At 58.1% G+C, this 26,947-nt stretch carries 32 protein-coding genes, 1 tRNA gene and 1 pseudogene; 16 read left to right on the top strand and 18 right to left on the bottom strand.

What is annotated here, in order from left to right; genetic code table 11:
* The first annotated feature begins 122 nt into the window (after window positions 1-122).
* From speE to L8H52_RS29205, 6 genes are all read left to right on the top strand, one after another.
* The gene (gene speE, locus L8H52_RS29230; RefSeq protein WP_016982904.1) at window positions 123-998 is read left to right on the top strand and encodes a polyamine aminopropyltransferase; all 876 of its coding nucleotides are present in this window, start codon (window positions 123-125) and stop codon (window positions 996-998) included.
* A 175-nt stretch (window positions 999-1,173) separates the two neighbouring features.
* Window positions 1,174-1,407: a hypothetical protein gene (locus L8H52_RS29225; RefSeq protein WP_242209976.1), complete on the top strand. Its 234-nt coding sequence runs from the start codon at window positions 1,174-1,176 to the stop codon at window positions 1,405-1,407.
* Between the two features lie 209 nt (window positions 1,408-1,616).
* On the top strand, window positions 1,617-1,964 hold the full coding sequence (locus L8H52_RS29220; protein WP_007914059.1) for a ribonuclease E inhibitor RraB: 348 nt from the start codon (window positions 1,617-1,619) through the stop codon (window positions 1,962-1,964).
* A gap of 486 nt (window positions 1,965-2,450) precedes the next feature.
* Entirely contained in the window at window positions 2,451-3,860 is a 1,410-nt protein-coding gene (locus L8H52_RS29215) for a circularly permuted type 2 ATP-grasp protein (protein WP_016982906.1), read from the top strand.
* A gap of 12 nt (window positions 3,861-3,872) precedes the next feature.
* Window positions 3,873-4,823: an alpha-E domain-containing protein gene (locus L8H52_RS29210; RefSeq protein WP_016982907.1), complete on the top strand. Its 951-nt coding sequence runs from the start codon at window positions 3,873-3,875 to the stop codon at window positions 4,821-4,823.
* Window positions 4,820-5,623 carry a transglutaminase family protein gene (locus L8H52_RS29205; RefSeq protein ID WP_242209972.1) on the top strand — a complete coding sequence of 268 codons (804 nt, stop codon included), beginning with the start codon at window positions 4,820-4,822 and terminating at the stop codon, window positions 5,621-5,623. The genes L8H52_RS29210 and L8H52_RS29205 overlap by 4 nt, the downstream gene beginning before the upstream one ends.
* 119 nt (window positions 5,624-5,742) lie before the next feature.
* Here the strand turns inward: L8H52_RS29205 and L8H52_RS29200 are convergent, their stop codons facing one another.
* Entirely contained in the window at window positions 5,743-6,564 is an 822-nt protein-coding gene (locus L8H52_RS29200) for a cytochrome c (protein ID WP_242209982.1), read from the bottom strand.
* A gap of 585 nt (window positions 6,565-7,149) precedes the next feature.
* Between L8H52_RS29200 and L8H52_RS29195 the strand changes: the two genes are divergently transcribed.
* The 3 genes from L8H52_RS29195 (at window position 7,150) to L8H52_RS29185 (ending at window position 11,353) form a co-directional block, all read left to right on the top strand.
* Window positions 7,150-8,355, top strand: coding sequence for an acetyl-CoA C-acetyltransferase (locus L8H52_RS29195; RefSeq protein ID WP_242209969.1), 1,206 nt, complete (start codon window positions 7,150-7,152; stop codon window positions 8,353-8,355).
* Window positions 8,356-8,379: 24 nt separating this feature from the next.
* The gene (locus tag L8H52_RS29190; RefSeq protein WP_242209967.1) at window positions 8,380-10,524 is read left to right on the top strand and encodes a 3-hydroxyacyl-CoA dehydrogenase NAD-binding domain-containing protein; all 2,145 of its coding nucleotides are present in this window, start codon (window positions 8,380-8,382) and stop codon (window positions 10,522-10,524) included.
* A 106-nt stretch (window positions 10,525-10,630) separates the two neighbouring features.
* Window positions 10,631-11,353 carry an amidotransferase gene (locus tag L8H52_RS29185; protein WP_242209965.1) on the top strand — a complete coding sequence of 241 codons (723 nt, stop codon included), beginning with the start codon at window positions 10,631-10,633 and terminating at the stop codon, window positions 11,351-11,353.
* A gap of 108 nt (window positions 11,354-11,461) precedes the next feature.
* Here the strand turns inward: L8H52_RS29185 and L8H52_RS29180 are convergent, their stop codons facing one another.
* The 3 genes from L8H52_RS29180 to L8H52_RS29170 form a co-directional block, all read right to left on the bottom strand.
* Window positions 11,462-12,433, bottom strand: coding sequence for a magnesium and cobalt transport protein CorA (locus tag L8H52_RS29180; protein ID WP_175554919.1), 972 nt, complete (start codon window positions 12,431-12,433; stop codon window positions 11,462-11,464).
* A gap of 134 nt (window positions 12,434-12,567) precedes the next feature.
* The gene (locus L8H52_RS29175; RefSeq protein WP_242209964.1) at window positions 12,568-13,290 is read right to left on the bottom strand and encodes a 1-acylglycerol-3-phosphate O-acyltransferase; all 723 of its coding nucleotides are present in this window, start codon (window positions 13,288-13,290) and stop codon (window positions 12,568-12,570) included.
* 215 nt (window positions 13,291-13,505) lie between these two features.
* Entirely contained in the window at window positions 13,506-14,195 is a 690-nt protein-coding gene (locus tag L8H52_RS29170) for a crotonase/enoyl-CoA hydratase family protein (protein ID WP_016985527.1), read from the bottom strand.
* Window positions 14,196-14,490: 295 nt separating this feature from the next.
* Here L8H52_RS29170 and L8H52_RS29165 point away from each other — a divergent pair.
* Window positions 14,491-14,580 (top strand) — tRNA-Ser (locus tag L8H52_RS29165).
* Window positions 14,581-14,784: 204 nt separating this feature from the next.
* Entirely contained in the window at window positions 14,785-15,003 is a 219-nt protein-coding gene (locus L8H52_RS29160) for a hypothetical protein (protein WP_242209963.1), read from the top strand.
* A gap of 340 nt (window positions 15,004-15,343) precedes the next feature.
* On the opposite strand, the gene L8H52_RS29155 is transcribed toward L8H52_RS29160, so the two are convergent.
* Window positions 15,344-15,949, bottom strand: a complete 606-nt coding sequence (locus L8H52_RS29155; RefSeq protein WP_242209961.1) for an RNA polymerase sigma factor — start codon at window positions 15,947-15,949, stop codon at window positions 15,344-15,346.
* Window positions 15,950-16,308: 359 nt separating this feature from the next.
* Window positions 16,309-17,088 (bottom strand): CHAD domain-containing protein, encoded by a 780-nt coding sequence (locus tag L8H52_RS29150; protein WP_242209959.1) that lies wholly within the window; start codon window positions 17,086-17,088, stop codon window positions 16,309-16,311.
* A 332-nt stretch (window positions 17,089-17,420) separates the two neighbouring features.
* On the opposite strand from L8H52_RS29150, the gene L8H52_RS29145 reads away from it, so the two are divergent.
* The 3 genes from L8H52_RS29145 to L8H52_RS29135 are packed head-to-tail and all read left to right on the top strand — an operon-like array spanning window position 17,421 to window position 18,240.
* The gene (locus L8H52_RS29145) at window positions 17,421-17,753 is read left to right on the top strand and encodes a hypothetical protein (RefSeq protein WP_242209957.1); all 333 of its coding nucleotides are present in this window, start codon (window positions 17,421-17,423) and stop codon (window positions 17,751-17,753) included.
* Window positions 17,754-17,755: 2 nt separating this feature from the next.
* Window positions 17,756-17,995: a hypothetical protein gene (locus L8H52_RS29140; protein WP_242209956.1), complete on the top strand. Its 240-nt coding sequence runs from the start codon at window positions 17,756-17,758 to the stop codon at window positions 17,993-17,995.
* Window positions 17,992-18,240 carry a hypothetical protein gene (locus L8H52_RS29135; RefSeq protein WP_158830622.1) on the top strand — a complete coding sequence of 83 codons (249 nt, stop codon included), beginning with the start codon at window positions 17,992-17,994 and terminating at the stop codon, window positions 18,238-18,240. The genes L8H52_RS29140 and L8H52_RS29135 overlap by 4 nt, the downstream gene beginning before the upstream one ends.
* On the opposite strand, the gene L8H52_RS29130 is transcribed toward L8H52_RS29135, so the two are convergent.
* The 9 genes from L8H52_RS29130 to L8H52_RS29090 all read right to left on the bottom strand — a co-directional run bounded on the left by L8H52_RS29130 (window position 18,224) and on the right by L8H52_RS29090 (window position 24,487).
* Window positions 18,224-19,408, bottom strand: coding sequence for a DUF3596 domain-containing protein (locus L8H52_RS29130; RefSeq protein WP_242209955.1), 1,185 nt, complete (start codon window positions 19,406-19,408; stop codon window positions 18,224-18,226). The genes L8H52_RS29135 and L8H52_RS29130 overlap by 17 nt on opposite strands.
* A 106-nt stretch (window positions 19,409-19,514) precedes the next feature.
* Complete coding sequence (locus L8H52_RS29125) at window positions 19,515-19,685, bottom strand: hypothetical protein (RefSeq protein WP_242209953.1); 171 nt, start codon at window positions 19,683-19,685, stop codon at window positions 19,515-19,517.
* Entirely contained in the window at window positions 19,675-19,926 is a 252-nt protein-coding gene (locus L8H52_RS29120; protein ID WP_180699815.1) for a hypothetical protein, read from the bottom strand. Before L8H52_RS29120 ends, L8H52_RS29125 begins: the two co-directional genes overlap by 11 nt.
* Window positions 19,927-19,990: 64 nt before the next feature.
* Window positions 19,991-20,284, bottom strand: a complete 294-nt coding sequence (locus tag L8H52_RS29115; protein ID WP_242209951.1) for a hypothetical protein — start codon at window positions 20,282-20,284, stop codon at window positions 19,991-19,993.
* Between the two features lie 15 nt (window positions 20,285-20,299).
* Window positions 20,300-23,098: a toprim domain-containing protein gene (locus tag L8H52_RS29110; RefSeq protein WP_242209950.1), complete on the bottom strand. Its 2,799-nt coding sequence runs from the start codon at window positions 23,096-23,098 to the stop codon at window positions 20,300-20,302.
* A 2-nt stretch (window positions 23,099-23,100) separates the two neighbouring features.
* Window positions 23,101-23,334, bottom strand: coding sequence for a hypothetical protein (locus tag L8H52_RS29105; RefSeq protein ID WP_064392761.1), 234 nt, complete (start codon window positions 23,332-23,334; stop codon window positions 23,101-23,103).
* A gap of 75 nt (window positions 23,335-23,409) precedes the next feature.
* The gene (locus tag L8H52_RS29100) at window positions 23,410-23,775 is read right to left on the bottom strand and encodes a hypothetical protein (RefSeq protein ID WP_180699817.1); all 366 of its coding nucleotides are present in this window, start codon (window positions 23,773-23,775) and stop codon (window positions 23,410-23,412) included.
* The gene (locus tag L8H52_RS29095) at window positions 23,772-24,245 is read right to left on the bottom strand and encodes a YmfL family putative regulatory protein (protein WP_220556598.1); all 474 of its coding nucleotides are present in this window, start codon (window positions 24,243-24,245) and stop codon (window positions 23,772-23,774) included. The genes L8H52_RS29100 and L8H52_RS29095 overlap by 4 nt, the downstream gene beginning before the upstream one ends.
* A gap of 29 nt (window positions 24,246-24,274) precedes the next feature.
* Complete coding sequence (locus tag L8H52_RS29090) at window positions 24,275-24,487, bottom strand: DNA-binding protein (protein ID WP_130929244.1); 213 nt, start codon at window positions 24,485-24,487, stop codon at window positions 24,275-24,277.
* 84 nt (window positions 24,488-24,571) lie between these two features.
* On the opposite strand from L8H52_RS29090, the gene L8H52_RS29085 reads away from it, so the two are divergent.
* The gene (locus tag L8H52_RS29085; RefSeq protein ID WP_242209948.1) at window positions 24,572-24,922 is read left to right on the top strand and encodes a helix-turn-helix transcriptional regulator; all 351 of its coding nucleotides are present in this window, start codon (window positions 24,572-24,574) and stop codon (window positions 24,920-24,922) included.
* A 102-nt stretch (window positions 24,923-25,024) separates the two neighbouring features.
* A complete protein-coding gene (locus tag L8H52_RS29080; protein WP_220556597.1) occupies window positions 25,025-25,210 on the top strand; it encodes a hypothetical protein in 186 nt (61 codons plus the stop codon).
* Window positions 25,211-25,265: 55 nt separating this feature from the next.
* Here the strand turns inward: L8H52_RS29080 and L8H52_RS29075 are convergent, their stop codons facing one another.
* The 3 genes and pseudogenes from L8H52_RS29075 to L8H52_RS29065 all read right to left on the bottom strand — a co-directional run.
* Window positions 25,266-25,523, bottom strand: coding sequence for an ogr/Delta-like zinc finger family protein (locus tag L8H52_RS29075; protein WP_242209947.1), 258 nt, complete (start codon window positions 25,521-25,523; stop codon window positions 25,266-25,268).
* 75 nt (window positions 25,524-25,598) lie between these two features.
* On the bottom strand, window positions 25,599-26,468 hold the full coding sequence (locus L8H52_RS29070; RefSeq protein ID WP_242209979.1) for a phage portal protein: 870 nt from the start codon (window positions 26,466-26,468) through the stop codon (window positions 25,599-25,601).
* Window positions 26,380-26,947: pseudogene (locus tag L8H52_RS29065) on the bottom strand (terminase); the annotation flags it as partial. The gene L8H52_RS29070 and the pseudogene L8H52_RS29065, both read right to left, overlap by 89 nt.

Below are 26,947 nucleotides of genomic sequence, written 5' to 3'. Positions count from 1 at the left end.
AGGATTGTGGTTGGCCGATGAAGTGAGGTTCGACCTGTCATCTTCGGCAACGTAGAATGCGCGCCTTTCCCGGGCGATCGTCCCCACGATCGGTGCCCGCGCATTCATCGGAGCACTTGACCATGACCGTCACCAAAACCAGCGAGTACCTGGAAACCCTCTACGAAGGCTACGGCCAGCGTTTTCGCATGGAAAAACTGCTGCACGAAGTGCGCACCGAGCACCAGCACCTGGTGATTTTCCAGAACCCGCGCATGGGCCGGGTAATGGCGCTGGACGGCGTGATCCAGACCACCGAAGCCGACGAATTCATCTACCACGAAATGCTCACGCATGTGCCAATTCTCGCCCACGGCAGCGCCAAACGCGTGCTGATCATCGGCGGCGGTGACGGCGGCATGTTGCGCGAAGTGACCAAGCACGCCGGCGTTGAACACATCACCATGGTCGAGATCGACGGCACCGTGGTCGACATGTGCAAAGAGTTCCTGCCGAACCACTCCAGCGGCGCCTACGACGACCCGCGTTTGAACCTGGTGATCGACGACGGCATGCGTTTCGTCGCCACCACCACGGAAAAATTCGACGTGATCATCTCCGACTCCACCGACCCGATCGGCCCGGGCGAAGTGCTGTTCTCGGAGAACTTCTATCAGGCCTGCCACCGCTGCCTGAACGAGGGCGGCATCCTCGTGACTCAGAACGGCACGCCGTTCATGCAGATCGACGAAGTGAAAACCACCGCCGGTCGCCTCAACAGCCTGTTCCCGGACTGGCACTTCTATCAGGCGGCCGTGCCGACCTACATCGGCGGTTCGATGACCTTCGCTTGGGGCTCGACCAACCCGGCCTACCGCAAGCTCAGCCGTGAAACCCTGCAACAGCGCTTCATCGGCAGCGGCATCGTCACGCGCTACTACAACCCGGAAATCCACATCGGCGCCTTCGCCTTGCCGCAATACGTGCTGCAAGCGATCAACAAGCCAAGCAACGACTAAAAGAGCACTGCAACTCCCCTGTGGGAGCGAGCAGGCTCGCTCCCACATTTGCTTCCCCGTAAAGTAGATGTCGTTTTTTTCATGTTCGCGCGCTGTAATCCTTTTGAACCAACCCTCGGCGTTTAAAGTCGAGATAGGTGTAAGCCCATTTGCGGGTTTGATCGAGGAGGCACCGATGCAAAAGTGGAAAGTCACTTTCGTGGACGATCATGGTGAAATTGTCGATGAGGTGTTCGAGCGCGCGGAATGCCCCAGCGACGATGAGGCCGCTCGATTGATCAAGGCACGGCTTCTGCCCATCGCCGCCGAACTGGATCTCAACGATCTGGAAGGGCGCACCGCCGATGCGGGTGTGAAAAACCTGAAAACCCAGAACAGCATCGAAATCCGCAGCATTACTCCCGTCTGACATTCTTCTTGTCACCTTCACACCAGGCCTTGGCAGCGGCTCTAACTTGGGGCTACTCTGCAAGCGAGATCAGCGAACGGATCGCTAAGGTCTGGTCTTGTCAGCTACATGCTTGTTTCCCGCGTGCAACCACGTTGCCGTAGTACTTTGGCCAAAGGCCCGGGGCGGGAATACGGAAAGTCTATCCATCTATGCGAGGGGGACGATTCATGAGCACAGCCTATCAAGAAGACATCAGCAGCAATGTTCTGCGCCGCATGAAAGAAGGCGGTTTCGATTTTTCCCGATTCCATCCCATCGAGTTCTACGCCATTTTCCCGGACGAGGAGCGGGCGCGCAGGGCGGCAGGCAAATTTCGCGGTGAATCCATCAATGCCCAGGTCAGCGTGCGTGATGACGGTGCGTGGGCGCTGGAATTGAGCAAAGTGATGTATGCGACGTACGACGATATCGGCGACTTCGAGCAGGGTTTCTCTGCCGTGGTCGAACCGCTGGGCGGCATCATCGAAGGCTGGGGTGTGAAACAGGAGGTGCGCAACCGCCACCGTTTGAATTGATCTCTTGCAGCGACAATCGAGCAGCGGCTGACCTTCGGGTTGGCCGTTGTCGTTTCTGCTGTCCATAAACGCTGCGGCAAAACCCTGAAACAAGAATCCAGGGCAAAAAAAAGCCACCGGAGAGGGTGGCTAAAAGGGAAGACCGATAAGGAGAGGAAACCGGTCAGGGTTACAGCGGGGCGGGCTGCAAGGGCAGTCCGGATCAGTTGAGCTGGCGGCTTCGCGGTGCTGGGTCCGGTGAAGTTTTGCAGCGAATGCGCGGATTATCCGCAGGCAGCGCCGGGCAGTGAAATCAACTCTGACTATGCTGGTGATAGGCGATGCAGTGCGTCGCAATGAAGCGGGGGCAATCCGGTTGGAGCATTTGCCGCACAGGAATGGTGCGGTGGCTGCGAAGCGAATATCCAACCGATTGAAATCAAAGCGTTTATGCCGATGGCACGGGCCTTGCGAAGGCCTGTAGGTCCGGGTGACAAGGAGTACGGCATGATCCGCACCTATTTTGATGAGATGTACGATGCCGGCGGCCAGGTTCGCCCGCATTATCGGGAGTTCGCCCGATGGCTGGCCGACACGCCTGACGAACTGCTGGCCCAACGGCGACGCGAGGCTGATCTGCTGTTCCATCGCGCCGGTATTACCTTCACGCTCTATGGGGACGAGCAGGGCACCGAGCGGCTGATTCCTTTCGACACCATTCCGCGCAGCATTCCCGCCAGCGAATGGCGAATCGTCGAGCGCGGCTGTATCCAGCGGGTCAAGGCGCTGAACATGTTCCTCGCCGACCTCTATCACGAGCAGCGCATCATCAAGGCCGGGATCATTCCCGCCGAACAGGTGCTGGCCAACGAGCAATATCAGTTGGCGATGCAAGGCCTGGATCTGCACCGCGATATCTATTCGCATATTTCCGGCGTCGATCTGGTGCGCGATGGCGACGGCACCTATTACGTACTCGAAGACAACCTGCGTACACCGAGCGGCGTCAGTTACATGCTCGAAGACCGCAAGATGATGATGCGTCTGTTTCCGGAGCTGTTCGCCGCGCAACGTATCGCCCCGATCGATCACTACCCGAACCTGTTGCTCGATACCCTGAAAAGCTCAAGTCCGATCGATGACCCGAGCGTGGTGGTGCTGACGCCGGGGCGCTTCAACAGTGCGTTCTTCGAGCACGCGTTTCTCGCGCGGGAAATGGGCGTGGAACTGGTCGAGGGTGCGGATCTGTTCGTGCGTGACGACAAGGTTTTCATGCGCACCACCGACGGCCCGAAAGCGGTGGACGTGATTTACCGCCGACTCGATGACGCGTTTCTCGATCCGCTGGCGTTCAACCCGGACTCGATGCTCGGCGTGCCGGGGCTGCTGTCGTCCTATCGCTCGGGCAACGTGGTGCTGGCCAACGCCATCGGTACCGGCGTGGCGGACGACAAATCGGTGTATCCGTTTGTCACCGACATGATCCGTTTTTACCTCGACGAAGAACCGATCCTGAAAAACGTGCCGACCTGGCAATGCCGCAATCCGTCTGAACTGTCCCACGTGCTGGCCAATCTTCCCGACCTGGTGGTCAAGGAAACCCAAGGCTCCGGCGGGTACGGAATGCTGGTGGGGCCGGCGTCGACGACGGCGGAAATCGATGCGTTCCGCGAGCGGATCAAAGCCAAGCCCCACGCGTACATCGCGCAGCCGACGCTGTCGCTGTCGACCTGTCCGACCTTTGTCGAAAACGGCATCGCGCCGCGCCATATCGACTTGCGCCCGTTTGTCTTGTCCGGTCGCGAAACCCGTGTGGTGCCTGGCGGTTTGACCCGTGTGGCGCTGCGTGAAGGCTCTCTGGTGGTGAACTCATCACAGGGCGGCGGAACCAAGGACACCTGGGTGGTCGAGGATTGAAGGAAGCTTGCCATGTTAAGTAGAACTGCCTCGGATCTGTATTGGATGTCGCGTTACCTGGAGCGGGCGGAAAACCTCGCACGGATGCTCGACATCAGTTATTCGCTGTCGCTGATGCCGCAGGACGGCCGTGGTGACGGTCTGCACGAGCTGGCCATGCCGCTGCTGATCACCGGCACCCTTGACGATTATCTGGAACGTCACGGCGCACTGCATGCCGAACGCCTGCTGCACTTCTTCGCCCTTGATGCGGCCAACCCGGCGAGCATCTACAGCTGCCTCGGCGCGGCGCGAGCCAGTGCACACGCTGTGCGGGGGCGCATCACCGCAGACATGTGGGAGAACATCAACTCGACGTGGCTGGAGATTCGCGGGATCGCCGAACAGGGCCTCAGCCGCTATGGCATGAGCCGTTTCTGCGAGTGGATCAAGGAACGTTCGCACCTGTTCCGTGGTGCGTCCTACGGCACGATCATGCGCAACGATGCGTTTCGCTTTATTCGCCTCGGCACCTTTATCGAGCGCGCCGATAACACGCTGCGACTGCTCGATGCGCGTTATGAGATGGCCGGTGATCAGGCCGAAGCGGTCAGCGACGGCACGGCCCACGCCTATTATCAATGGAGTGCGTTGCTACGGGCCTTGTCGTCGTTTGAGGCCTACACCGAAATCTACCGCGATGCGCCCGGCGCCCGGCATGTCGCCGAGCTGCTGCTGTTACGTGCCGATGTGCCGCGTTCATTAAGGGCCTGCACCGAAGAGATCGACCAGATTCTCGCCCAGTTGCCCGGCGCCAATGGCCGTCCGGCACAACGTCTGGCGGCAGAAATGGATGCGCGGCTGCGCTACACCGGCATCAACGAAATTCTTGAGGAAGGCCTGCACGCCTGGCTGACCGAATTCATCCCGCTGGTGCGCCAGTTGGGTAATGCCATTCACAGTTCCTACCTGGAGGCTGCATGAGACTTTCCATTAGCCACGAGACCACCTATCACTACGAAGATCAGGTGCGGGCAAGCATCCAGTACCTGCGGCTGACACCCCACGACAGCGAGCGCCAACACGTACTGAGCTGGCAGCTCGACCTGCCGCGCCCGGTGCGCGCGCAACTCGATCCGTTCGGCAATATCCTGCATGTGCTGACCATGGATGAACCGCATGAAGCGATCATCATCGGCGCTCGCGGCCAGGTCGATATCGATGAACTGCGCGAGGCCGAACATGAGAGCCAGTCGGCGCTGCCGTTCCTGCGCTTTACCCGCTTGACCGAGGCCGATGAGGCGTTGCGTGCGTTCGCCGAGAAATCTTGCAAGCAGCGCCGCGATCGCACGGCGTTGATCGATTTGATGCACGGTTTGAATCAGCACATGACCTACACGCCGGGCTCGACGGAAGTTGATACCAGCGCCGCTGAAGCTTTCGCCGGGCGCGCCGGGGTTTGCCAGGATCACGCCCACGCGTTTCTGGCCTGCGCGCGCAGTCTGGGCGTGCCGTCGCGTTATGTGTCGGGCTATTTGTATAGCGAAGATTGCGAACATCTGGCCAGCCACGCGTGGGCGGAAGCCTGGCTGGATGACGCCTGGTACAGCTTTGACGTGACCAATGAACTGGCACGGCCGGAGCGGCATCTGAAACTGGCGGTGGGCCTCGATTACCTCGACGCCTGCCCGGTGCGTGGCATGCGCCGGGGCGGCGGGTGCGAGCAGATGCATGCGAAAGTGTCCGTCTCGCCGACGCCGGTTATCTCCGTCCAGCAACAATAAATTGCTTCACACAGACCCTGTGGGAGCGAGCCTGCTCGCGAAAGCGGTTTATCAGTCACTGATGCAGTGTCTGACACTCCGCCTTCGCGAGCAGGCTCGCTCCCACAAGGGAAATGGCGTTACGGCTTAACCTTGCGTCCAGCCATGTGCTGCAAATACCCGATCAACATCTGCAAATCTCCCTCCGGCAACACCTCTGCCGAAAACCCCGGCATCTTCGCCTGCGGCCACTGACGCAAACTCTGCGGGTCACGTATGTAGCGCTTCAAGAAATCAGCGCCGAAATACTCGGTCGGGTTATACGGAATGTTCAAGTCCGGCCCGAACTGCGCATCCCCCGCACCGTTCAAGCGGTGACACGCCAGGCAATTCTTCTGAAACAGCGCAAACCCGCGATTCACCGGGTCATCCGCCTTCAACGCGGGGTCTGGCAGCAGGGCAGGGAAGCGCTCGGCCACCGGTGCCATGCGTTTGATGCTCGCGACTTCGAACGGCCACTGCTCCGGGCTGATATTGCCGGCTTGCGGATCGGTCCACACCAGATAGAACGGCCCGGCGCTGTGCTTGCCTTCTGACAGCGCTGGCCACGGCTGAGCCGGGTCCTCAATGGCCAGCCAGGCCCGCGCGCCTGTTGTATTGAGCAGCGGCGCTGCAGCCAGCTCGGCGGCGAACCCGTCCAGTGCCACGGCTTGCAGGTGATCTTGCGGTTTGATCCCGGTCAGCAGCGCAGCCACTGGCACGGCGCGATAGGTCATGTCCTTCTTGTAGGACACATCGTTTTTGATGGTGAGTGTTTGTACCTGAGGATGCTTGAGTAATTCCTCGGTCTGCCAGGTGCGGCTGTTTGCGCCCAGTTGCAGATCCAACTGTGCGGCAGACAAGGGCATGCTCAGCAGCATGGCCCCGAATACGATGAGCGCTTTCAAATGATCGCCGTCCATGTCGTGGGAGTGCGCAAAGGGTGGCACAGCCACGCTGGCCCGGGTAGCGGGCCAGTCATGTTTTCAGTGGCGATAGATAGCACCTGCCGCTCGATTCAGCCGATTACCTTGGTCAAATTCGGCAAAATCAACAACAGCGTCGTGGCGAAAAGAATGAGCCCTGCTTGACGAATTTTCGGTTGTTTGAACATGGCTTGACCGCCTTTATTGTTATTTCCTGATGCCTGCCTGCATATCCATGACGGCAAGCGCTGCACTTCCTGTTGAAGGACGCCGGCCTCGGCAAAACCCGACGACTCTGACGTACAAGTACTACCTTAGGGCCCGCGTCACGCTTGGCTTAGATCCATTTCATATGGAGCCTTTGTGATTTGCGATTAAAAAGGCATGAGGCGTATTGCCAGCTTCTTTGCCGCCCGCTTGCTAGACAACTCGCCGACCTGAACCGGTTCACCCTGCCGCCGATGACCGTCCGTCTGAGCGTGTACGTCAAGCGTATTGAGCGCTGTGGTCATTGAACCAATGGCCGCTCGGGGCAAGAGTGGAGCCACAGGAAATCACTCACCGCACTGGTTCGAGGACGTCATGACCCAAGCTTTGATATTCGATGCGTTACGCACGCCGCGCGGCAAAGGCAAGGCCGATGGTGCCCTGCACAGCGTCAAACCGGTGAATCTGCTGGCCGGATTGCTGACCGCGCTGCAGGCGCGCACGTCGCTGGACACCAGCCAGGTCGATGACGTGGTGCTCGGCTGCGTGACGCCGATTGGCGATCAGGGCTCGGACATCGCCAAAACCGCCGTGCAAGTGGCCGATTGGGATGTCAGTGTCGCGGGCGTGCAGATCAACCGCTTCTGCGCCTCGGGGCTCGAAGCGGTGAACCTCGGCGCGATGAAAGTGCGCTCGGGTTTCGAAGATCTGGTGGTGGTCGGCGGCGTCGAATCGATGTCGCGGGTGCCGATGGGCAGCGACGGCGGCGCCTGGGCGCTGGATCCGCAGACCAATCTGCACAGTCATTTCACCCCGCAGGGCGTCGGTGCGGATCTGATCGCCACGCTCGAAGGCTTCAGCCGTCAGGACGTTGATGCCTATGCGCTGCACTCGCAGCAGAAAGCCGCACGGGCACGCGCTGATGGCTCGTTCAACAAGTCGCTGGTGCCGGTACAGGACCAGAACGGCATCGTCCTGCTTGATCACGATGAATTCATTCGTGCCGAGTCGACCCTTGAAGGCTTGGGCAAGCTCAAGCCGAGTTTCGAAATGATCGGCCAGATGGGCTTCGACGCCACGGCATTGCGGGTCTACAGCCATGTCGAGCGGATCAATCACGTGCACACGCCGGGCAATAGTTCCGGGATTGTCGATGGCGCAGCGCTGATGCTGATCGGCTCCGAAGCCAAGGGCCGCGCGCTGGGCTTGCAACCTCGGGCGCGCATTGTCGCCACAGCGGTCACCAGTACCGACCCGACCATCATGCTCACCGGTCCCGCGCCGGCCACCCGCAAGGCGTTGGCCAAGGCTGGATTGCGCGTAGAGGACATCGACCTGTTCGAGGTCAACGAAGCGTTCGCTTCGGTGGTGCTGAAGTTCATCAAGGACATGGCTGTCGACCCGGACAAGGTCAACGTCAACGGCGGCTCGATCGCCATGGGCCACCCGCTGGGGGCCACCGGTTGCGCGATCCTCGGCACCTTGCTCGATGAACTGGAAGCCCGGCGCCTGCGCTATGGCCTGGCGACGCTGTGCGTCGGCGGCGGTATGGGCATTGCCACCATCATCGAACGCCTCTGAGCCCCGAATTCAAGGAACCTTGTTATGAGCGAAGCCATTCGTTACGAAAAAGGCCAGGACGGCATCGTCGTGCTGACCATCGATATGCCGGGCCAGAGCGCCAACACCATGAACGCCGTGTACCGCGAGGCGATGGCCGCGTGCGTCGCCCGGTTGGTGGCAGATAAAGACAATATCGCCGGCGTCATCATTACTTCGGCGAAGAAAACCTTCTTTGCCGGCGGCGACCTCAATGAGCTGATCAAGGTCGGCAAGCCTGAAGCCAAAGCCTTCTATGACATGGTGCTGACCCTCAAGGGGCAATTGCGCACTCTGGAAACCCTCGGCAAACCGGTGGTCGCAGCCATCAATGGCGCGGCGCTGGGTGGCGGATGGGAAATCTGCCTCGCCTGTCATCACCGCGTGGCTTTGGATGATGCCGCGGTGCAACTCGGTCTGCCGGAAGTGACCCTCGGCCTGTTGCCGGGCGGCGGCGGGGTGGTGCGCATGGTGCGCATGCTCGGTATCGAAAAAGCGCTGCCCTATTTGCTCGAAGGCAAGAAGGTGCGTCCGCAACAGGCGTTGCAGGCGGGGTTGATTGATGAACTCGCAGCAGATCGCGATGAGTTGCTGGTCAAGGCACGGGCCTGGATTGTCGCCAATCCGACGGCGGTGCAGCGTTGGGACGTGAAGGGCTATCAGATTCCTGGCGGTACACCGTCGAACCCGAAAGTCGCGCAGATGCTGGCGATTGCGCCGTCGATTCTGCGCAGCAAGACCCAAGGGACGATGCCGGCACCGGAAAAGATTCTGTGTGCGGCGGTTGAAGGCGCTCAGGTCGATTTCGACACCGCTCACCTGATCGAAACCCGCTACTTCACCGAGCTGACCATCGGGCAAATTTCGAAAAACCTGATCGGCACGTTCTGGTTTCAGCTCAACGAGATCAATGCCGGCGGTTCGCGGCCACAAGGTTTTGCGCCTTACAAAACACAGAAGGTCGGCGTACTGGGTGCCGGAATGATGGGCGCCGGGATCGCGTTTGTCAGCGCTTCGGCGGGGATCGAAGTGGTGCTCAAGGACATCAATCTCGCGGCCGCCGAGAAGGGCAAGGCGCATTCTGCGGCGTTGCTGGACAAGAAAGTTGCCCGTGGTCAGCTGACCGCCTCACAGCGTGAGACTGTGCTGGCGCGGATCAAACCGTCCGAGAGCGATGCCGATCTGGCAGGGTGCGATCTGATCATCGAAGCGGTGTTCGAAGACCGCGAACTCAAGGCCAGGGTCTCTGCTGCAGCCCAGCGGGTGGTGGGGGCCGAGGCCGTCATTGCTTCCAATACCTCGACGCTGCCGATCACCGGTCTGGCGGCTGCGGTGCCTGATCAAAGCAAATTCATCGGTCTGCACTTCTTCAGCCCGGTAGAAAAAATGCCGCTGGTGGAAATCATCAAAGGCGCGCAAACCAGTGACGAGACCCTGGCTTGTGGCTTCGATTTCGTCCTGCAAATCAAGAAAACCCCGATTGTGGTCAACGACAGTCGCGGTTTCTTCACCTCACGTGTGTTCGGCACCTTCACCAACGAAGGCATCGCCATGCTCGGCGAAGGCGTCAGTGCGCCGATGATCGAGACCGAAGCGCGCAAGGCCGGGATGCCGGTCGGGCCTCTGGCGATCTCCGACGAAGTTTCCCTCAGCCTGATGAGCCATATCCGTCAGCAAACCGCCAAGGACCTACAGGCAGAAGGGAAACCGCTGATTGAGCACCCGGCCTTCGCCGTGATTGACTTGCTGCTCAATGAATACAAGCGCCCGGGCAAAGCGGCGGGTGGCGGCTTTTACGATTATCCGGCCGGTGAACAGAAACATTTGTGGCCCGAACTGAAGACGCGTTTCGAGCAGGTCGACGGGCAGATTTCGCCCAAGGACGTGCGTGATCGGCTGTTGTTTGTGCAAGCCATCGAAACCGTTCGCTGCGTGGAAGAGGGCGTATTGACCTCGACGGCGGATGCCAATATCGGTTCGATCTTCGGCATCGGTTTTGCACCGTGGACCGGTGGCGCCTTGCAGTTCATCAACCAGTACGGGGTGAAGGATTTCGTCGCTCGCGCGCAGTATCTGGCCGAGCAATATGGCGAGCGTTTCGCGCCGCCCGCGCTGCTGCTGGATAAAGCGGCAAAAGGTGAAATGTTCTAAGGGCTATGTTTCAGGAGCAGTGCGCATTCCGGGGCTTGCCTTGCCAGGGTGTTTCAAGGCAGGCTCTGGGGTGTTCATTATTCCCATCACGTGTCAGGTATTTTTTATGTCGCTACGCATCTGCATTCTGGAAACCGACATCCTGCGTCCGGAACTGGTCGATCAATATCAGGGTTACGGGCAGATGTTCCAGCGTCTGTTCTCGCAGCAACCGATTGCCGCCGAGTTCACCGTCTACAACGTGATGCAGGGCGAATACCCGAGCGACGACCTGAGCTTCGACGCGTACCTGGTCACCGGCAGCAAGGCCGACTCTTTCGGCTCTGACCCGTGGATCCAGACGCTCAAGGAATACCTGCTGACCCGTTACGAGCGTGGCGACAAACTGCTCGGTGTGTGCTTCGGCCATCAGTTGCTGGCGCTGCTGCTCGGTGGCAAGAGCGAGCGCGCCACGCAAGGTTGGGGTGTTGGCACCCACAATTACAAACTCGCGGCCAAGGCGCCGTGGATGAGTCCGGTGCGTGAGGAACTGACGCTGCTGATCAGTCACCAGGATCAGGTCACTGCGCTGCCGGAAAACGCTACGGTCATCGCTTCCAGCGATTTCTGCCCATTCGCGGCGTATCACATCAACGATCAGGTTTTGTGCTTCCAGGGCCACCCGGAGTTCATTCACGATTACTCGCGGGCGCTGCTGGATCTGCGTCAGGAAGCATTGGGTTCGCAGATTTACAGCAAGGGCGTGGCCAGTCTGGAGCAGGAACACCATGGCGCTACGGTGGCGGAGTGGATGATGCGTTTTGTCGCGCATAAGCCAGAAACTGTCTAAGGCCAAAAGCTTCGCGATCAGGCTCGCTCCCACATTGGATTTTCGGTGCGCCACCGAACAATGTGGGAGCGAGCCTGCTCGCGAATGTTCCAGACAACTCGGTCTGCTCTACAACCACCCAGACTTCTTGAAACTCGCCCACAAACTCACACACCCCACCGTAATAAACCCCAGCACACCGAAATAGCCGTAGTGCCAACTCAGTTCCGGCATGTTCTGGAAGTTCATCCCGTAAATCCCCGCCACCGCCGTCGGGAACGCCAGAATCGCTGCCCACGCAGCAAATTTGCGCTGCACCACGCTTTGCCGTGAGGCCTCGAGCAGCACACCAATCTCGATGGTCTGGCTGGCAATATCGGCCAGCGTGCTCAGGTCTTCCATCTGCCGTGTGACGTGGATCTGCACATCACGGAAGTACGGGCGCATGTTCTTGTCGATAAACGGGAAGCTCAGTTTCTGCAGTTCCTCGCCAATTTCCACCATCGGCGCTGCGTATCGGCGCAGGCGCACGACATCGCGGCGCAAGCCATGCAGCTTTTGAATGTCACGTTCATTCAACGCGCTACACAGTACGTTGCGCTCCAGTTCATCGATTTCGGCATGGATCGCTTCACCGACCGGCTGGTAGTTTTCGATGACAAAGTCGAGCAGTGCATAGAGTACGAAATCCTCCCCATGCTCCAGCAACAGCGGACGCGCCTCGCAGCGTTGGCGGACATGAGCGTAGGACGCCGAGTGACCGTTGCGTGCCGTGATGATGTAGCCCTTGCCCGCGAAGATGTGCGTTTCGATGAACTGCAGAATGCCGTTTTCGCGGATGGGCGAGTAGGTGACGATAAACAAAGCGTCACCAAAGGTTTCCAGCTTTGGTCGGCTGTGTTTTTCCAGGGCATCTTCTATGGCCAGTTCGTGCAGGTTGAACTGACGTTGCAGATTGGACAGCTCTTGGGCGTCGGGCTCCTCCAGACCGATCCAGACAAAATGTCCGGTTTTCGCGGCCCAGGCAGCGCCTTCGTCGAGGGTAATATTGGTGACTTTCTTGCCTGCGCTGTACACCGCAGCAGCAACAACTCGACCCATGGTGGTGATTCACTTCTTCTTGGCAGGTGGCAGGGAATGCAAGGCTTCAGCTTAGCCGTGTCGCTGCTTGAGAGTCAGTGAAATCTGCACAGTTCACCGGGCAAAAGAAAACCCGCACAGGGCGGGTTGGCTTTTCACGCGGCTTGTAGCTGTCGATCCATCGAATCGATGCACTCGCGCATCTGCTCACGGCATTGATTGATGAGCATGGGCATGTCGTCCATGGTCAGTCCGGCTGTAGGAATCGCCGGTAGCGAGCGTATGAGAATTTTCCCGCTGCGCCAGCGATTCAGGCGCATGTGCTTGACGTAGCTGCTGACGCACACCGGGACGATCGGCACGCCGGCAGCAATCGCCATCTGGAACGCACCTTTCTTGAACGGCAGCAATTCTTCGCCGAGGTTGCGTGTACCTTCCGGGAATACCCAAATCGAAGTGTCTTCGTTCTGCAGGGTGTTGGTGGTGGTCAGCATCGATTGGCGCGCCTTGTGCGCATTGCCGCGATCGATCAGCACATTGCCGGCGAGCCAGAACAACTGCCCGAACAACGGCACCCACTTCAGGCTTTTCTTGCCGATGCACACGGTACGGCGGGGCACAACGTTGCCGAACACAAACAGATCGTAGTTGGACTGATGGTTGGCGATGATCACGCAGCTGTCAGGCTTGTTCATCAAGCCGCTGACGTCCGTTTTCACCCGCAGGCGCAAAATGCACATGGCTGGCAATGCGTAGAGGCGGGCGCACAGACGGCTGTTGTCCGGATTGAACGGGCGGCAGATCCCGAGGATCACCCCGAGTACGCCTGCCAGAATAAAGTGCAGGCCCATCAATAACATACGAAACACGAACAGCATTTTCAGGCCCCACCGGGACAAAAGGTGGCGCAGTGTACGGATGTGCACTGTTTTCGGCAATTGCCGCTATAGAGTGCGGAGATAGCCGATGTTTAAGCGCATGTTTCAGAATGGCTTGTCAGACCCGTCCTAGAGCCGCCATGGCATTTTCAACCGAGCGTGCAAGAAAAAGCCCGACACGCTGGTCGGGCTTTTCTGTATTGCATGCGCCTGGGTTAGCCGAGATGCTCTTGGTCCTGGATGATCGCGTTATCCAGAGTTTCGAGCAGCGCCTTGCGCACTTTCAACTTGGTGTTTTTGTGCGCGAGCATATTGATCTTCTTCAGCTGACGCGCAGCGGCGAGGGCGGCACCTTGCAACTCCTCGGCGGAAACCACTTTGTCGAGGAAACCGGCATCCACCGCACTTTGCGGATCGAACATCTCGCCGTTGATCACCGAGCGGTGGAACGCGGAACGACGCAGACGATCACGCGCCAGCTCGATACCCGCGTGATGCATGGTCATGCCGATCTGCACTTCGTTCAGACCGATGCTGAACGGGCCGTCGACACCGATGCGGTAGTCGGCAGACAGCAGAATGAAAGCGCCTTTCGCCACAGCATGACCCGGACAAGCGACGATGACCGGGAACGGGTGAGAGAGCAAGCGACGCGCCAACGTCGAACCGGCGGTGACCAGCGCCACAGCTTCTTTAGGGCCGGCGGTCATCACCTTCAGATCGTAGCCGCCAGACAGAATCCCAGGCTGGCCGGTAATGATCACGATGGCACGATCAGTCACTGCCTGATCCAGCGCCGCGTTGAATGCCGCAATCACGTCCGGGGAAATGGCATTGACCTTGCCATTGCTCAAGGTCAGGGTCGCGATACCGTCTTCGAGGTGGTAAGAAATCAACTCACTCATGACGCTATTCCTTGTAAGAAAGATGGGCAGACGTTACCCACCGCCGCAGGCTAGGTAAAGCGCCGTGACTGACCCGCCAGTCACCGTTTCCCGGCGCAGCCAGCGTGGCGAGGCATTCTGCTTCTATATAGAAGGGTCACCTCCACCGAAGATTGGCAGGTTTGCCATGGCCCGACAGGCAGCGAAACGACTTTTTCTCTTAACCGCATGAAAATTCTGAAAAAAAGTTTGCCATCGCAAAAGCTTTCGACTACATTAGCGCGCCTCGACAGACAGAACATGTTTGAAGAGATACGGTGAAGTGTCCGAGTGGCTTAAGGAGCACGCCTGGAAAGTGTGTATACAGGAAACTGTATCGAGAGTTCGAATCTCTCCTTCACCGCCACATTCAGTAAACGCAAACCCCTGATTTTCCTAGAGAAAGTCGGGGGTTTGTGGTTTTTGGCATGCGAAAAAAGGCCATATGGGACTGAGATGGGACTGGCGCACTGTTCTGGTGCGTAAATAGACGCCACCTAATTAGCAGATGACCTTCGCCTGCCATGTGGTGGGCTAGGCTTTGTCGAACCTATATCCAAGGAAGACTTCAATGCCACACGACTCAGACTCCAACATCGTTACAGCAGATGCTCTGACATTGCTATTGCACAACCAACACGCGCTAGCGGCGGCAATCGAGGAGGTCACAAAATGGCTTTCGGAAAATGGCGCAGGAACTGTTGCAGAGAATGCACTTGTGGCCATGAAGACCTTGGACACAAATGCAAAGGGAATTACGGCTGCGATTACGCGGCTAAGGCAGTTTTAGCGACTCGCCGTGATGTCTGTAATCGGCTTATAGAAGCCAGTCGGAGCATCGAGGAAATAGGGGAGACTCAGTGGGTATGGGTATGGGCCAGCAACGAATCTGGCACATCTGTGTGTGAAAGCTAGCTCCAGATGTGCCGCGTACCTGGGTATGCATTTATCACCTACTCCAACTGTTTGATCGGCATCAAATGCCGCGCGCACCTGATTTTCAACCCCAGACAGGCGCATCTCACAGAAGACAATGATCACTCTGCAGATCAGCTGCTCTGCGTGCTCGACCTCTCAACATCATTTGTCGACTGCTGCCATCCAGACCATTGGAAAACACCTCGTAACGCTCACATATCAACAGCGGACTGGTACTCCGCAATTGCAGAAAAAACCTTTAAACGAGCTCGGTGCAAAAGCACTCTTACGTTAGTCTGCGATATTCCGAGAAGCGTAGAAATTTCATCTAGATCCAATCCAGTGCGCTCTCTTAATATCAATACGCTTCTCTGCAACTCCGGTAGCGCCTCAAGAGCAATGTTGATGCGAGCATATAGCTCGGATTCGCTCAGAAGCGCTTCAGGGCTATCGTCATGCGATAGCACGGACGGTGTGTAGGAATGATCATCTACAAATAAAACGCCCCCTCCCTCGATCCAGGAGGTACATGGAATACAATTCGACTCACTTCGCCGAGCTTTGTATCGGCACTTCGCCGCATTGGACGTAATCGCAAGCATCCAGGTTTTTAAGCTGGATCGTCTCTGAAATTTCCCTATACCTCTCACAATCGCAAGCCATGCCTCTTGCACTACTTCGTCTGCATGGTTCCGCCCCACGATTCCATAAGCTACGGCCTTCATTGCTGCTTGATGCGTGCACACCAAATCACGATATGCTTCTTGTTCCCCGCGCAATAGGCGGTCCAAAAAATGAGCGTCATCCGTGGCGTTCATGGCAGTACCTAACTGTGGTCGTATCATGATCGTAGCTGTCCTTGGCAGAGACGACGGTTCTGATCATGAAATACCTGACCGCTAATCGCTCTGCGTCGTTTGATGATCTCGAATACTCATCGCACTCAAGCCCTCAAGAGGACATACGGGTCAACCCATTCATTAGATGCACAGCGAAGAAAATTAAATGTGGAAAGAGTGATGCGCCGCTGCTTTTTCAGACGCATGCGACTGGCAGCTATTGGCCGATTGCAGACTGTCGTAAAGGGCTGCTTCCGGCCAACAGCAGTTATTTCGGGAGCGTCTATGAATCCAGGAGGTTCACGTCACTGGTAACTGTTACTTCTTCCTCTGCCACTTTAGGCTGCTTTTTTCGATGATTTTGGCAGCTGCTTTGCTAAGTCCAGCAATTGAGTCTCAGCCTTCTCCAGCGCGGTTGCTGCGCAGCTCTGCCAGAGCTTTTCCAACGGGCGCAGGTCAGATTCAATAAGCGCCTTTTGGCACCATTGATAATGATCATGCCAAGAGCCTAAAGCCGATTGCAGCGCTTTTAGAGAACTCGCCGCTTTACCCGAAAGCGGTGACAGTTTTGGAAAAGCCTCGGTCAGGTAGCGAGTCCGCTTGACCAGAATTCTCAACTCATGTCGATCAAATCCAGCGTCGTCCACAGCAGCATGCAATCGGTTGATCTGCTTTTTTAACGCTTTTTCAATTTGAGGCTGGACATGCTTCAAACCGCCGTGGATTTCAACTGAACGAAAAATAGTAGGCCACTCGTCCAATTGAATGAACAAGTTATTGAGATGAGGGCTTTTTAGTATCTTGGAATAATTAGATGCCAAGCGCGCTTTTCTGAGCTGAGCTTCGGCGAGAAAGCCCCTGCTCTCCAGTTCCTGAATCATCACTCCCAGATCGCGAGTGGGTGTAGTTATCCTTCCCACCTCTGCTGCCGCAATGTTCAGCGCCGCCACCTCGCTCATGGTGCGCATCGGCCGGAGCAAACTCCTTATACGCCTCACTGCGATCCGGAGATCGTGCAAAGCTTCGCTATCAGTCCGCGCTTCCAATCGAGCACGCGAATGATACAGCGCAACCTGCAGAGACAATATTTCAGCAACAAACTTGTCTACGAATGACATTTGGTCATCTCTTTGAAACGGTATGGTCACGAGCTTAGCAGAAGCGTGGACCGTCAATTTCTGACTGTACTCCGGAGATGCTATGTGCATCCGCGAAGGGAAAAGTCATCGACCACAAACGGTGCGGGAATGGCTGCTTTTGGCCGATAGCGTCCTTCTACGACCGGTACATTGAATTCCAGCCTATGTTCAATCAGCCCCCACACCTGACCCCGGTGTGGGGGCCTTTTTTTGGCAGCGTGGCAACCAGTCCCCCCGGCTCTGGTCTACCATTGCTTGGCTGTCTGGTTGATGCCGGCATCGACCTTTACTCGAACAGGGAACACCCGTGCATGTCTGAAGTTTATGAGGGCCTAGCCACCGTGGTGGTGATCACCCGTTATCTGGGGCAGAGTCCGATCGAGCGGACCACGCTCGAATGTCCCGTGCGCTTGAGCGATGCCGGCACTGGACGCGCCCGTATTGAACTGCAGCAGTATTTACAAGGACCCAAGGCGGCCAACCTGCTGCGGGTAATTTTGCCTGATGGGCACATGCTGCAAGGGCAATTGATCGATGGCTGTAATGAGCCCGGCGGCGGTTGGCTGCTGATCAAGATCGGGCAATTCGAGCTGACGCCTGAGCCGTCGGCAAACGTCAACGCCAATGGCTGGAAATGGGAGTGAGCATGAGCGATGCCTTAGCGGCACTGCACCTGCCGAACGCGGTGGAGGTGCAAACCCTGAAACTGCTGCACCAAATCGAGCTGGCGCACACGGCGAACGATCTGTTTCGCGCCAGTGATCGCGCCGACGGTTTTGTACTGGGCCTGGAGACGGTCAAGGTGCTGAACGCGGCCAGTATCGAAGGCTTGTATAAGACCTTCGAGGCGGCCGCCACGGCGCGGCGCCTGGAGCACGCACAGTGATCGGCGAAGGCATTCACGAAGAAGTATTGCGCGCCCTGGTCGACCAACACGCCGTGCGCGAATGCCTGGTGGCCAGGATCGACGGTGGCCCCGACTGGGGCCTGTCGATTCGCCTGGGCGGTAGCGGCGCACGCTGGGTGCCGGTGCGCTCGCGGCGTGAGTCGCTGCGCACCTGGGCCAGCCTCACCGCGGTGGGGCGTTTTGCCGACAGCGTCGGGCTGAGTGGATTCAGTGTAGAGCTGTAACCGGTGACAGCTTCAAGGCCAACTGCAGCATGCCCACCACGTCCGGTCCGTCTTCATTGATCCACGTCCCGTAGTGCTGGCGGATCATGTTGCCGTTGGTATGGCCCATCTGTTCGGCGATCCAATCGATCGAGGCCACCCCGGTGGTCAGCAACTGACTGGCGTAGGTGTGCCGGCACTGCCCGGGTCCCCGATAGCGAACGCCGGCCGCCAGCAAGTGCGCCTTGAAGAAACGATCGCGCACCACAAAATCATTGGCGTGCGGCAGGCCGCTTTTAGTGTTCAGGAACACAAAGTGCAGCTTGTGTTGCCGCACCGTCTTGTTGTCCCGCTCGACCACCTCCACAGTTTCCGCTTTGCGTTTGCGGGTCAACGCATCGATCTTCTGCAGGGCGTCCCAGGCGGGTGCCAGCAGGCGCACTCGGCGCGTCGATCGGCGGGTTTTCGTTACCCGGTAGGCGCCGCGTACCTTGGACCGGCGAAAGGTCACCGTGCCTTGCGCCAGGTCGACATCCTCCCAGGCCAGGGCGATCGTCTCCGACACCCGTGGGCCTGCCCATAACATGAACTGCACCATCAGCAGTTCATGCGTGCGGCTTGTGGGGGTGTCTAGGATCTGTTTGATTTCCGCGCGGGTGAACGGGTCCGGGGCTTCCGGATCGGGTAGGCGCACCATCAACCCTTCGGTCGGGTCGTGCGCGACCTTCATCCGCGTGCGGTACAAGCGAAACACCTGGCGCACGTTGCTGATGATGTCGCGGATGGTCTTGTTCTTCAGGGTCTTCGACAGCGTGTCCTGAATCCACACCTGCAGGTCAAGGTGATCGATCTGGTTGATCTGCACCTTGCCCCAGCGTGGCCGCACATGCACTTCGGCCTTGTTGGCGTAACCTCGGTAGCTGGAGGCCGCGACGCTGTTGGCCTTGATCTTCAACCACAGATCCAGGTAATGACCAAAGGTGTTTTCCACCAGCCTGGGCGAGTTCGGAAAGTGCCGGGCGTAATCGAAAGTGCCGGTCTGGATCTCGTATTCAATGATGTCGGCCAGGCGCTTGGCCTGGGCCACGGTAGCCGGTGTGTTGCTGCCCGGGACCGTTTCCCGGCACTTCTCCCCTTTGTATTGAAAATAGATTCTCACGGACTTGCCGCGAGCTTCGACCCCACTCATGTAAACCCCTAACGCTGTACTCGTATTTCGACAGTCTGACGATCGGAAACAAAAAGGCCCGTTTCCGGGCCAAGTATCTGCAAGCGCGTCTTCTGGTGGACGCGGCTTATGGTTTGGGCTTGTGCCGGCGCAGGTGGGCATTCAACAGCTGACGCCGCCGGCTGCAGGCCTGGTGACTGCCCTGGGCGCGCCACTTGCCACACTGGTCGCACACGCTGGTGTGATCCATGTTCCAGGGAAAGCGGCGCACCGGTGTTGCGGCAGGGTCATTGGTCATGGCGGGACGCTCCCCGAGTGGCCGGGGTGGCCAGCAGTTGGCTGATCACGGCGACATCCGTTTCGCTCAGATCGCCCAGGGTGCTGGCCATCTGGCTGAGGCTTTCCAGGCGCGTTCGGGCTTCAGGGGTTTTATGCACCAGGTAGCCGATGACGGCGGCGCCGATGATCGCGGTCGCCACCAGGTGCCGCGCCGGTGTGGTAGCCTTCGTGCCGCTGCTGCTGGGGTTCTGTGCTTGCATGGTATGGTCCTCGTAAGTGGTCGGGTGTCGAGGAGCTGCAACTCCTCGGCACTGTTTTTTAAGATCAGTCCTTTCGTGCCAGATGGATCACCAGGTCGACAAAATCCGGCTCATGCTCAACACATGATTGCCATTCCAGTACCCGCAAGATCTGTTGCCTGCTGCAGTCGTCCACGAGGATTTCGCGCTGGCCAGCGGCTGCCCGCACTTCCAGAATCTGCAGCAAACCTTCCTCGCCGTACGCACCGGCCTGAATGATCGGCGCGCTTTGTCCGGTGAATTCCAGACGGCTTTGTACCGATTGGAGCTTGTTGGTTTGGCCGTTGCCGGCATTGCCCATAAACACTTGAATCTGCATCGGTGTTGCTCTCCTTTACGCCTTGAATGTCCAGCACTTGACGGTGGTCGGCCGGGGTTGTGAAACAGGGTTGCGGTGGTTGAAGGCGGCGCGTACGGCGCTGTGCACGGCCTTGTTGCTGTCGAGGAATTTGCGCGATCGCGACTCTTTGAGCAGGTCGCGCAACGTGGCCACGTCGGCCAGCTTCTGTTTGTGTTCGGCGGCGCGCTCGCAGAATTCGTTGAGGTTGATGGCGATCACGGCCGGATCACTGCTGTGGTCGACTACAGGGTCCTCACTCAAGGATTCGAGGTAGTCGTAGACCTCCCAGAATTCGGCGACGGCCGGGTGGTCGGAACTGATCGAGGCTTGGCGCTCGATCGCCATACGAACGATTTGCCGTTGCGTGGCCGCGACTTGCGGATCACTCAATTTCAGCACCAGGCGCAGCGCGTCCAGCAGCGAGAGCAGTTGTGCGTGGTTCTTGCTGATCCGCTCTACGCGGATGTAGCCGCGCAGGTCATAACCGCAACTGCTGCAGTTACCCTGGTCGCTGACATAGGCCGTACCGCAGGCAAAACAATGCGTGTGCAAGCGACGCAGCTTGGCTTCGTGTTCGGGCATGCGCTGGCCGAACAGATCGAGCACTGCGGACTCCTTGCCCACGGCGCGCAACAGAAAGTGGCTGAGGGCGCCGCCATCCAGTGCGTTCAACTGGTCAGCGGCCGCACGGCTTTCCGGGGTGACGGTCGGGCGCACAAAGTGCAGTTTGACGATGCGCGTCATGATCGCTTCGTGAGCCACCACGGCGGCGTTCTGGCTGATGGCGATCGTTCCGCGAAAGGGCGGTTCGTACGTCTCGTTGCCTGCCGTCTTGACGCCTTTGGTGGCCAGCGTGCCGCCGCCGTAGAAGTCTTTCAGCTCGTCCCATTCGAAGGTCTTCGCGTGTGCCCGATCATCGCTGTGGCGATCGGCCTCGAGGAACACCACCGGCATGCCGGAGACTTGGCCCATCAGGCGCGAGCGACCCGCCTTGGTCGACTTCATCGGGTCGAAGCCTTCATAACCTTCGCGTCCGAGCAGTTTCCACAGCAGGTTGAGCAGGGTGGTTTTGCCGGCACCGGCTTCACCGGTGGCTTCCAGAAACGGGAAGGACTGGTAACGCGCGCGGATCTGCTCGCAGAACAGAGAGCCGAAAAAGAACACCAGCGCGACAAAGCCCTGGGCGCCGAAGCAGGTCCACAGCAACCGCACCCATTGCTCGTTGAAGTCTTTGCCGTCCCGCTGCAGCTTGATCGGGACGCCTTTCTGCAGGGTTTTCAGGCGCAGCTTGCCGAACTCGAAATAGTCTTCGCTGTTGACCTTGTAGGTGGTGCCGTCCTTGATTGCGATATCGCCATACACGTAGCAGGCGTATTCCTTGCTGTAGCCCACGTAGTCAATGGTCGACACGGTTTTGATGCCGAACAGCTGGTCCTTCATCAGCTTGTCGAGCTGCTGGCCGCTGCCCGTGAACATGGCGCCGGCGGCCATGCCGAGTAGGCGCTTTTTGAATTCACTGGCGGCGGACAGCTGGCCGCTGGTGAAAGTGTTTTTCACACTTTCGGAGTCGTGGGGGAAGTCCACGCGTAGGTAATACCAGGACTCGTCGGTGACTTCGTTGCGCTGAAAGTACAAGGCTTGCGGGTAGCAGTTGGCAATCTCCACGACGCTACCGGACTGCTGCAGCGCCTTCTCGCGCTGTTGCGCCTGGTTGAGCAGCTGGTCGTCGTGGTTCTCGCTGTCCTCGATGTCGGTCATGGCCCGGTTGAATTTCTCCATGTCCAGCTTGAACCAGTACAGACGGTTGCCAAAACCCAAGTGAAATTCCCCGCGCTTGTTCCAGTCGTACATGAGCAGGGCTTTTTCCGCTGCGCTTTCTGCCAGCAGCAGGGCGCCCTGGTGCCGGGCCTGTTTGAGGTCCGTTGCGATCTGTTCGGCGCGCTTGGTGTCGTCCTGAATAAAATTCCAGCGCTGGTGCAAGTCGTTCCAATCAGACTTGCGGCCGTCACGTTGCGGGATCTGTGCTGACTCGCAGACGAAACCGAGGGCACGGGCTTCGCGGACCCAGCGCCGGGTATAGGCGTTGGCGCTCGGTTCGTTGTCCAGCGCCCAGACCAATTTAGGCAGCTTGCCGCTTTCGCGGGTTTTGATCAGCGCCTTAAGCGAGTCCCCAGGGAACGCGTTGGACGACATGGCCGATACGGCCGCGATGTCGTTGTGCACCAGTGCGATGGCGTCAAAGATCCCTTCGACAATCCAGATTTCCTTGACCTCGAGCAGGTCGACGCAAGGGGGGCACCACCAGACGCCTCGATAGCTGTCCTTGGATTTGAAGCGCGCCTTCATCTTGCCGAAACGGTGCGGCTGATCGATCAGTCGTTCCCACCAGCCGCCTTTTTCCAGGGCGAAACGCACGGTAGCGCTGCCGGCGTTGTGGTCGGGCGAGTAGAAGCTTTCCTGCGTGAACCAGCCCTGGATCAGTTCAAATCGAAAGCCCCGGGCGTACTCCAGATAAGCCCGTGCAGTGGCGTTAGGGTGCTGGTCCGTCGCCGGCGCACGCTTGCTCCAGTCCTCAAACAGATCGTCGTACAGCTCTTTTACGTGCAGGGTATGGCCGCACTTTTCCGGGCGACCACAGATCACCATCCATGGTGTATCGAATCGGGAATACAGCTCCTTTTTCTTGCACTTGGGGCAGGTGCCACCGCGCATGTAATCGGTGCCTACGCGGTGCTTCAGTCCGAAATCGAACTGGAGGCGTTGCAACACGTCGTGGCGGAGATCTTCTTTCATGATTACTTCACTGCTTTGAGGCTGAGGGAGAGGGCGGCCATCAGGCGTTTCTGGGCGGCCATCACCGGAGTTCTTTCGAGGATCGAGCTGTGCCGTTTTTCTTGCGGGACATACCGGTATTCATCCGCGTACCAGTAGTCGTTGAGGCTCAAGCGGTACTGCTCACGCATCGCAGCCAGAAGTGCTTCGGCCTCTGCAGGTGGCAGCTGGGTGGTCAGAATTACGGCGTTTCCCATCTTGAAACCTCGATTTCGGGCGCAGCTCACCCAAACCCACGGAGTGCGGGGTAGGCGTTTGTTTGAGGGGTGGTGTTACGAGTTGGCTAAGCGAAAGCGGCCAAGGTCCGGCGCGTTGATGATTCGCTCATAGATGAGGCTGACCGGTACGGCCCACTGTCTGCCGGTGACCGGATCAACGATCACGGTGTGCGTCGACGTGCTGCTCTGGACGTTCAGGCGTTGCCGATCGCGAACGGCGACCATAGTGGTGCCTGCCAGGTGAACGATCTTTTCAGCGACCTGCGTTTGCACGTCGTAGTCTGCAACCAGGTGTTGAACAGCCCGGCTGAACAGTTGCTGATCGTCGCTCAGGTGTTCGCAGTGGTGACGCTCAAGAAACGCCAGCGCGGCGCTCTGCAGGACATCCTGGTATTCCGGTACTGCAGACAAATTGTTCATTGAGCTTTTCCTGCGCGGTAGAGAGCGATGGCAGCCAGCACTTCTGCGTGCCTTGCTGCTACGTGGAGGTTATGCGCGTCCATGATGAATTCGGCTTCTTCATCACTGATCGAACCGTCTTCAAGAGCGGCGGCAATTGCTTGATCAACACACCCTCGCTTTGCAGAAACCTGCACGGAGCGTTTGTAGAGTTCGACATTGTCGAGCGTTTCAGGATCGGCCACCGGTACGAACAGGCCCCCATACATCGAGGCGACGTAAGTGGGAAAGTGCTGAGTTCCACAGTCCTGCTCGAGCATGAAAACTTGTAAGTCGCTGAGGGGACTGCAACCAGCATTTTCGTAGGCATGGTTGTCGAATTTTTTGAGCTTCAGACCCAAGCGCGCAGCAGCGGCTTCGCGTCCGCCAGCGTAACTGCGAATGATCTCGCTCATAACTTCTTTGCGGGTGTCTAGGATTGGACTTTTCAACTTCTACTTTTCCCTGTTGGCCCATGCCATTACTGTTCGATCACACCTTGTTTGACGCCTAATAAAACGGCGGCTCGGTGTGCCTCCCCACGGCGACATTGGCTCTGTCCACTCAGCACCGCATAAACGGTGCTGGGACTCAGGTTGTGCATAGCAGCAAAATCTTTCGCTGACTGACCGCGCTTCTCCAGCGCTTCACGGGCTTTTTTGCGGGCTTGCTCGGTGATGCTTGTGTTCGGCATAGTGCAAATCTCTGCGTTTTCGTGTGATGACGAGCGCAGGATGTGGCAAAAAACTGCCAATGTAAATATGCGGGTGGAAAAATATTGACTCTTTCTGAAGAGATCGGCGCCAGGCTGCGGGAACTTCGCGCCGGTGCTGGCCTGACTCAAGATCAACTGGCTGAAAAACTTGGCGTGTCTAAACGTACCCAAGGTAACTACGAATCGGGTGCGAGTGATGCGCCTGCGTCCTACCTGAGCCTTGCTAACTCCCTGCTCGATTTTGACGTTGCGTATATCGTTCACGGATCGCGAAAGACGTTGGCGAATGAAGCACTGACGGAAGTCGAAGACTGTCTGGTGAATCAGTTCCGAAGCATTCCAGAGGATGACCAAAAGGCTATTCGCCGCATCCTTGAAGCGATGGCCGACGACGTCGCCAGGCACCGGTCTTAACTCGCAACAATCCCGCACAGTGATTGGGGTATCTCTTATTCCAATGCAGTTGCGCACCCCCCATAAAGTCCATTCAGCAATGCACTTTATGGAGTAGTTAGCATGTTGGATCGCAAGAAGAACGATCACATCAACCTCGAACACGCCGGGTCGGAAACTACCGTACTCACGGACATTGAGCGTCGACTGATCGATCTGTATCGCCGGCTGAGCCGCATTGAACAGCAACAGGTTCGTCGCGTGGCCGAGATACTGGCAATCAACCCAAAGGAGAAAGTAGAGGGCTGAACGTCATTCCTTGAATGATCCCGATCGCCGGCGCTATAGCGTTGGCGGTTTGTAGCTACGCCACCGCCTGCGATCCCAACTGCTCGAAAAGCTCCCGCTGCTTCGCTCGGGGCATTTCCCGGAAGCGATCGATCAACATCCGCTCGAATGTCTGCGATGACGGACTGAGCGTGTGCGAGAACGTCAGATTTGCCACCCATGTGTGCCCGCACTTTGCGTCGAGGCACTGGCAGTACAGTTTTACAAAGGCTCTGGTTACCTCTTCCCGCGAGGCAATCCGACCCTTGTGTCCGCAATTGCATACAACTCTCATTGTGTCCCTCCCCAGGGGCAGCTGATCGCCACCATATTGCCATATTTTGTAGTGGCTTTCTCTCCGCTTGGTTGTTCATGTAGTGGTATCCACTGCGTCTGGAATAGGTTTCCAGCTAAAGCGCCTGTCTTCTCGCAGCTTGTCATTAAGCTGGTTGAACAACTGGCAGATCGGTCGGATTTCGTTGCTTGTGTACACGCGATCGATCTTTTCGATGTCTCCGAAACCACCGGTGTTTTCCGGGATGATGCCGGCCAGTGCCGGGTTCATGCGCCAGGCGGCGATAACGTCGTTTCGGGTGATGTTCTTCACCTTCTCCAGTTCGTCTTTAGCTTGGAAGTCACCCACGGGGATGATCTGGATCGCGTTTTCTTTGCCGTTGGGGATGTTGACGAACATCGAGCGGAAGTTGCCCACGCCTTTGCTGGCACTGATCTGTGCGCGCAGCTCGTCTTCGTCCTCCTCGGTCAGATCAGGATCGTTGGTGTAGAAGATGTAACCGGCGTGCGCGCCGTTGCTGTAGTACCTACGGCGGAAGAGGGTGGCCGCCTCATTGAGCAGCAGCGCCTGCAGACCGCCCAAGTAGTCCGGGATCCCGTAGATGTTCTGTTCCACGTCGTAGTCCATGATGTGGGAGATCTCATGTTGCTCGAACTCCATTTCCTTGTTGTCTGGCAGCAGCATCACGAAACCGCCGTCGACCTTTACCCGCATGTTGATAGCCGGAAGGTGCTGCAACTCCAGCACCTGGCCGAATGCATTGGTGTCGTTGTAGAAATACGATTCGCCAAACACCATGTAGTCCAGCCCGGCGCGCCCCATTGTCTCGGTGCTGCAGCCTGCCGACGGGATGAATTCACGCAACAGCAGGTTGCGTTTGAATTTTGGAATGGCGCCGTGGTGCGCGTTGGCGCGCAGCAGCTTGGCCAGACCAGCCCGTGACACCGGAGGTTTGTAGATCTTGCCGTCGTCGCTGGGGAACACGCCCACGTACTCGCCGATGTTGCCGGACAGCACCTGTTCCGGCTCCCCGAACGTAAACGAGCGCATCGGTTGCTGCGTTGGTTGGGCTACGTGTTGCTTTCTGCGTTTGCGGTTGGCCATGGCTGGTTTGGTTACTCGTGACGTAGCGGCTACGACGCCGCTTGTTGGTGTTCAAAGGTTCGTTGGCCAGGGCGTGCATCACCGCCCAGGCAATGTCGGCATGGCCGGTGGCGTCGGTGCGCGAAGCGCTGTAGGTGATCTGGCCGCTGTTGGTGGCGCCGCGTTTGATGGTCAGGAAGGCCTGGGCGATGTCCGTCCACCCGGCGTCCCACTCGATGCGACTGCCTTGGATAGTGTCCTGGGCTTTGAGCACTAGTGCGTTTTTCGCCTCAAGGCTGTAGTGAATGGGTGTCGCCTTGGCGTAGAAGTCGCGCACCAGG

The sequence above is a fragment of the Pseudomonas sp. CROZ-RG-20F-R04-15 genome (genome assembly GCF_022662375.1).
Taxonomy (GTDB): Bacteria; Pseudomonadota; Gammaproteobacteria; order Pseudomonadales; family Pseudomonadaceae; genus Aquipseudomonas.
The sequence above is the reverse complement of the archived record's forward strand: the minus strand, read 5'-3'. Positions and strand labels throughout refer to the sequence as shown.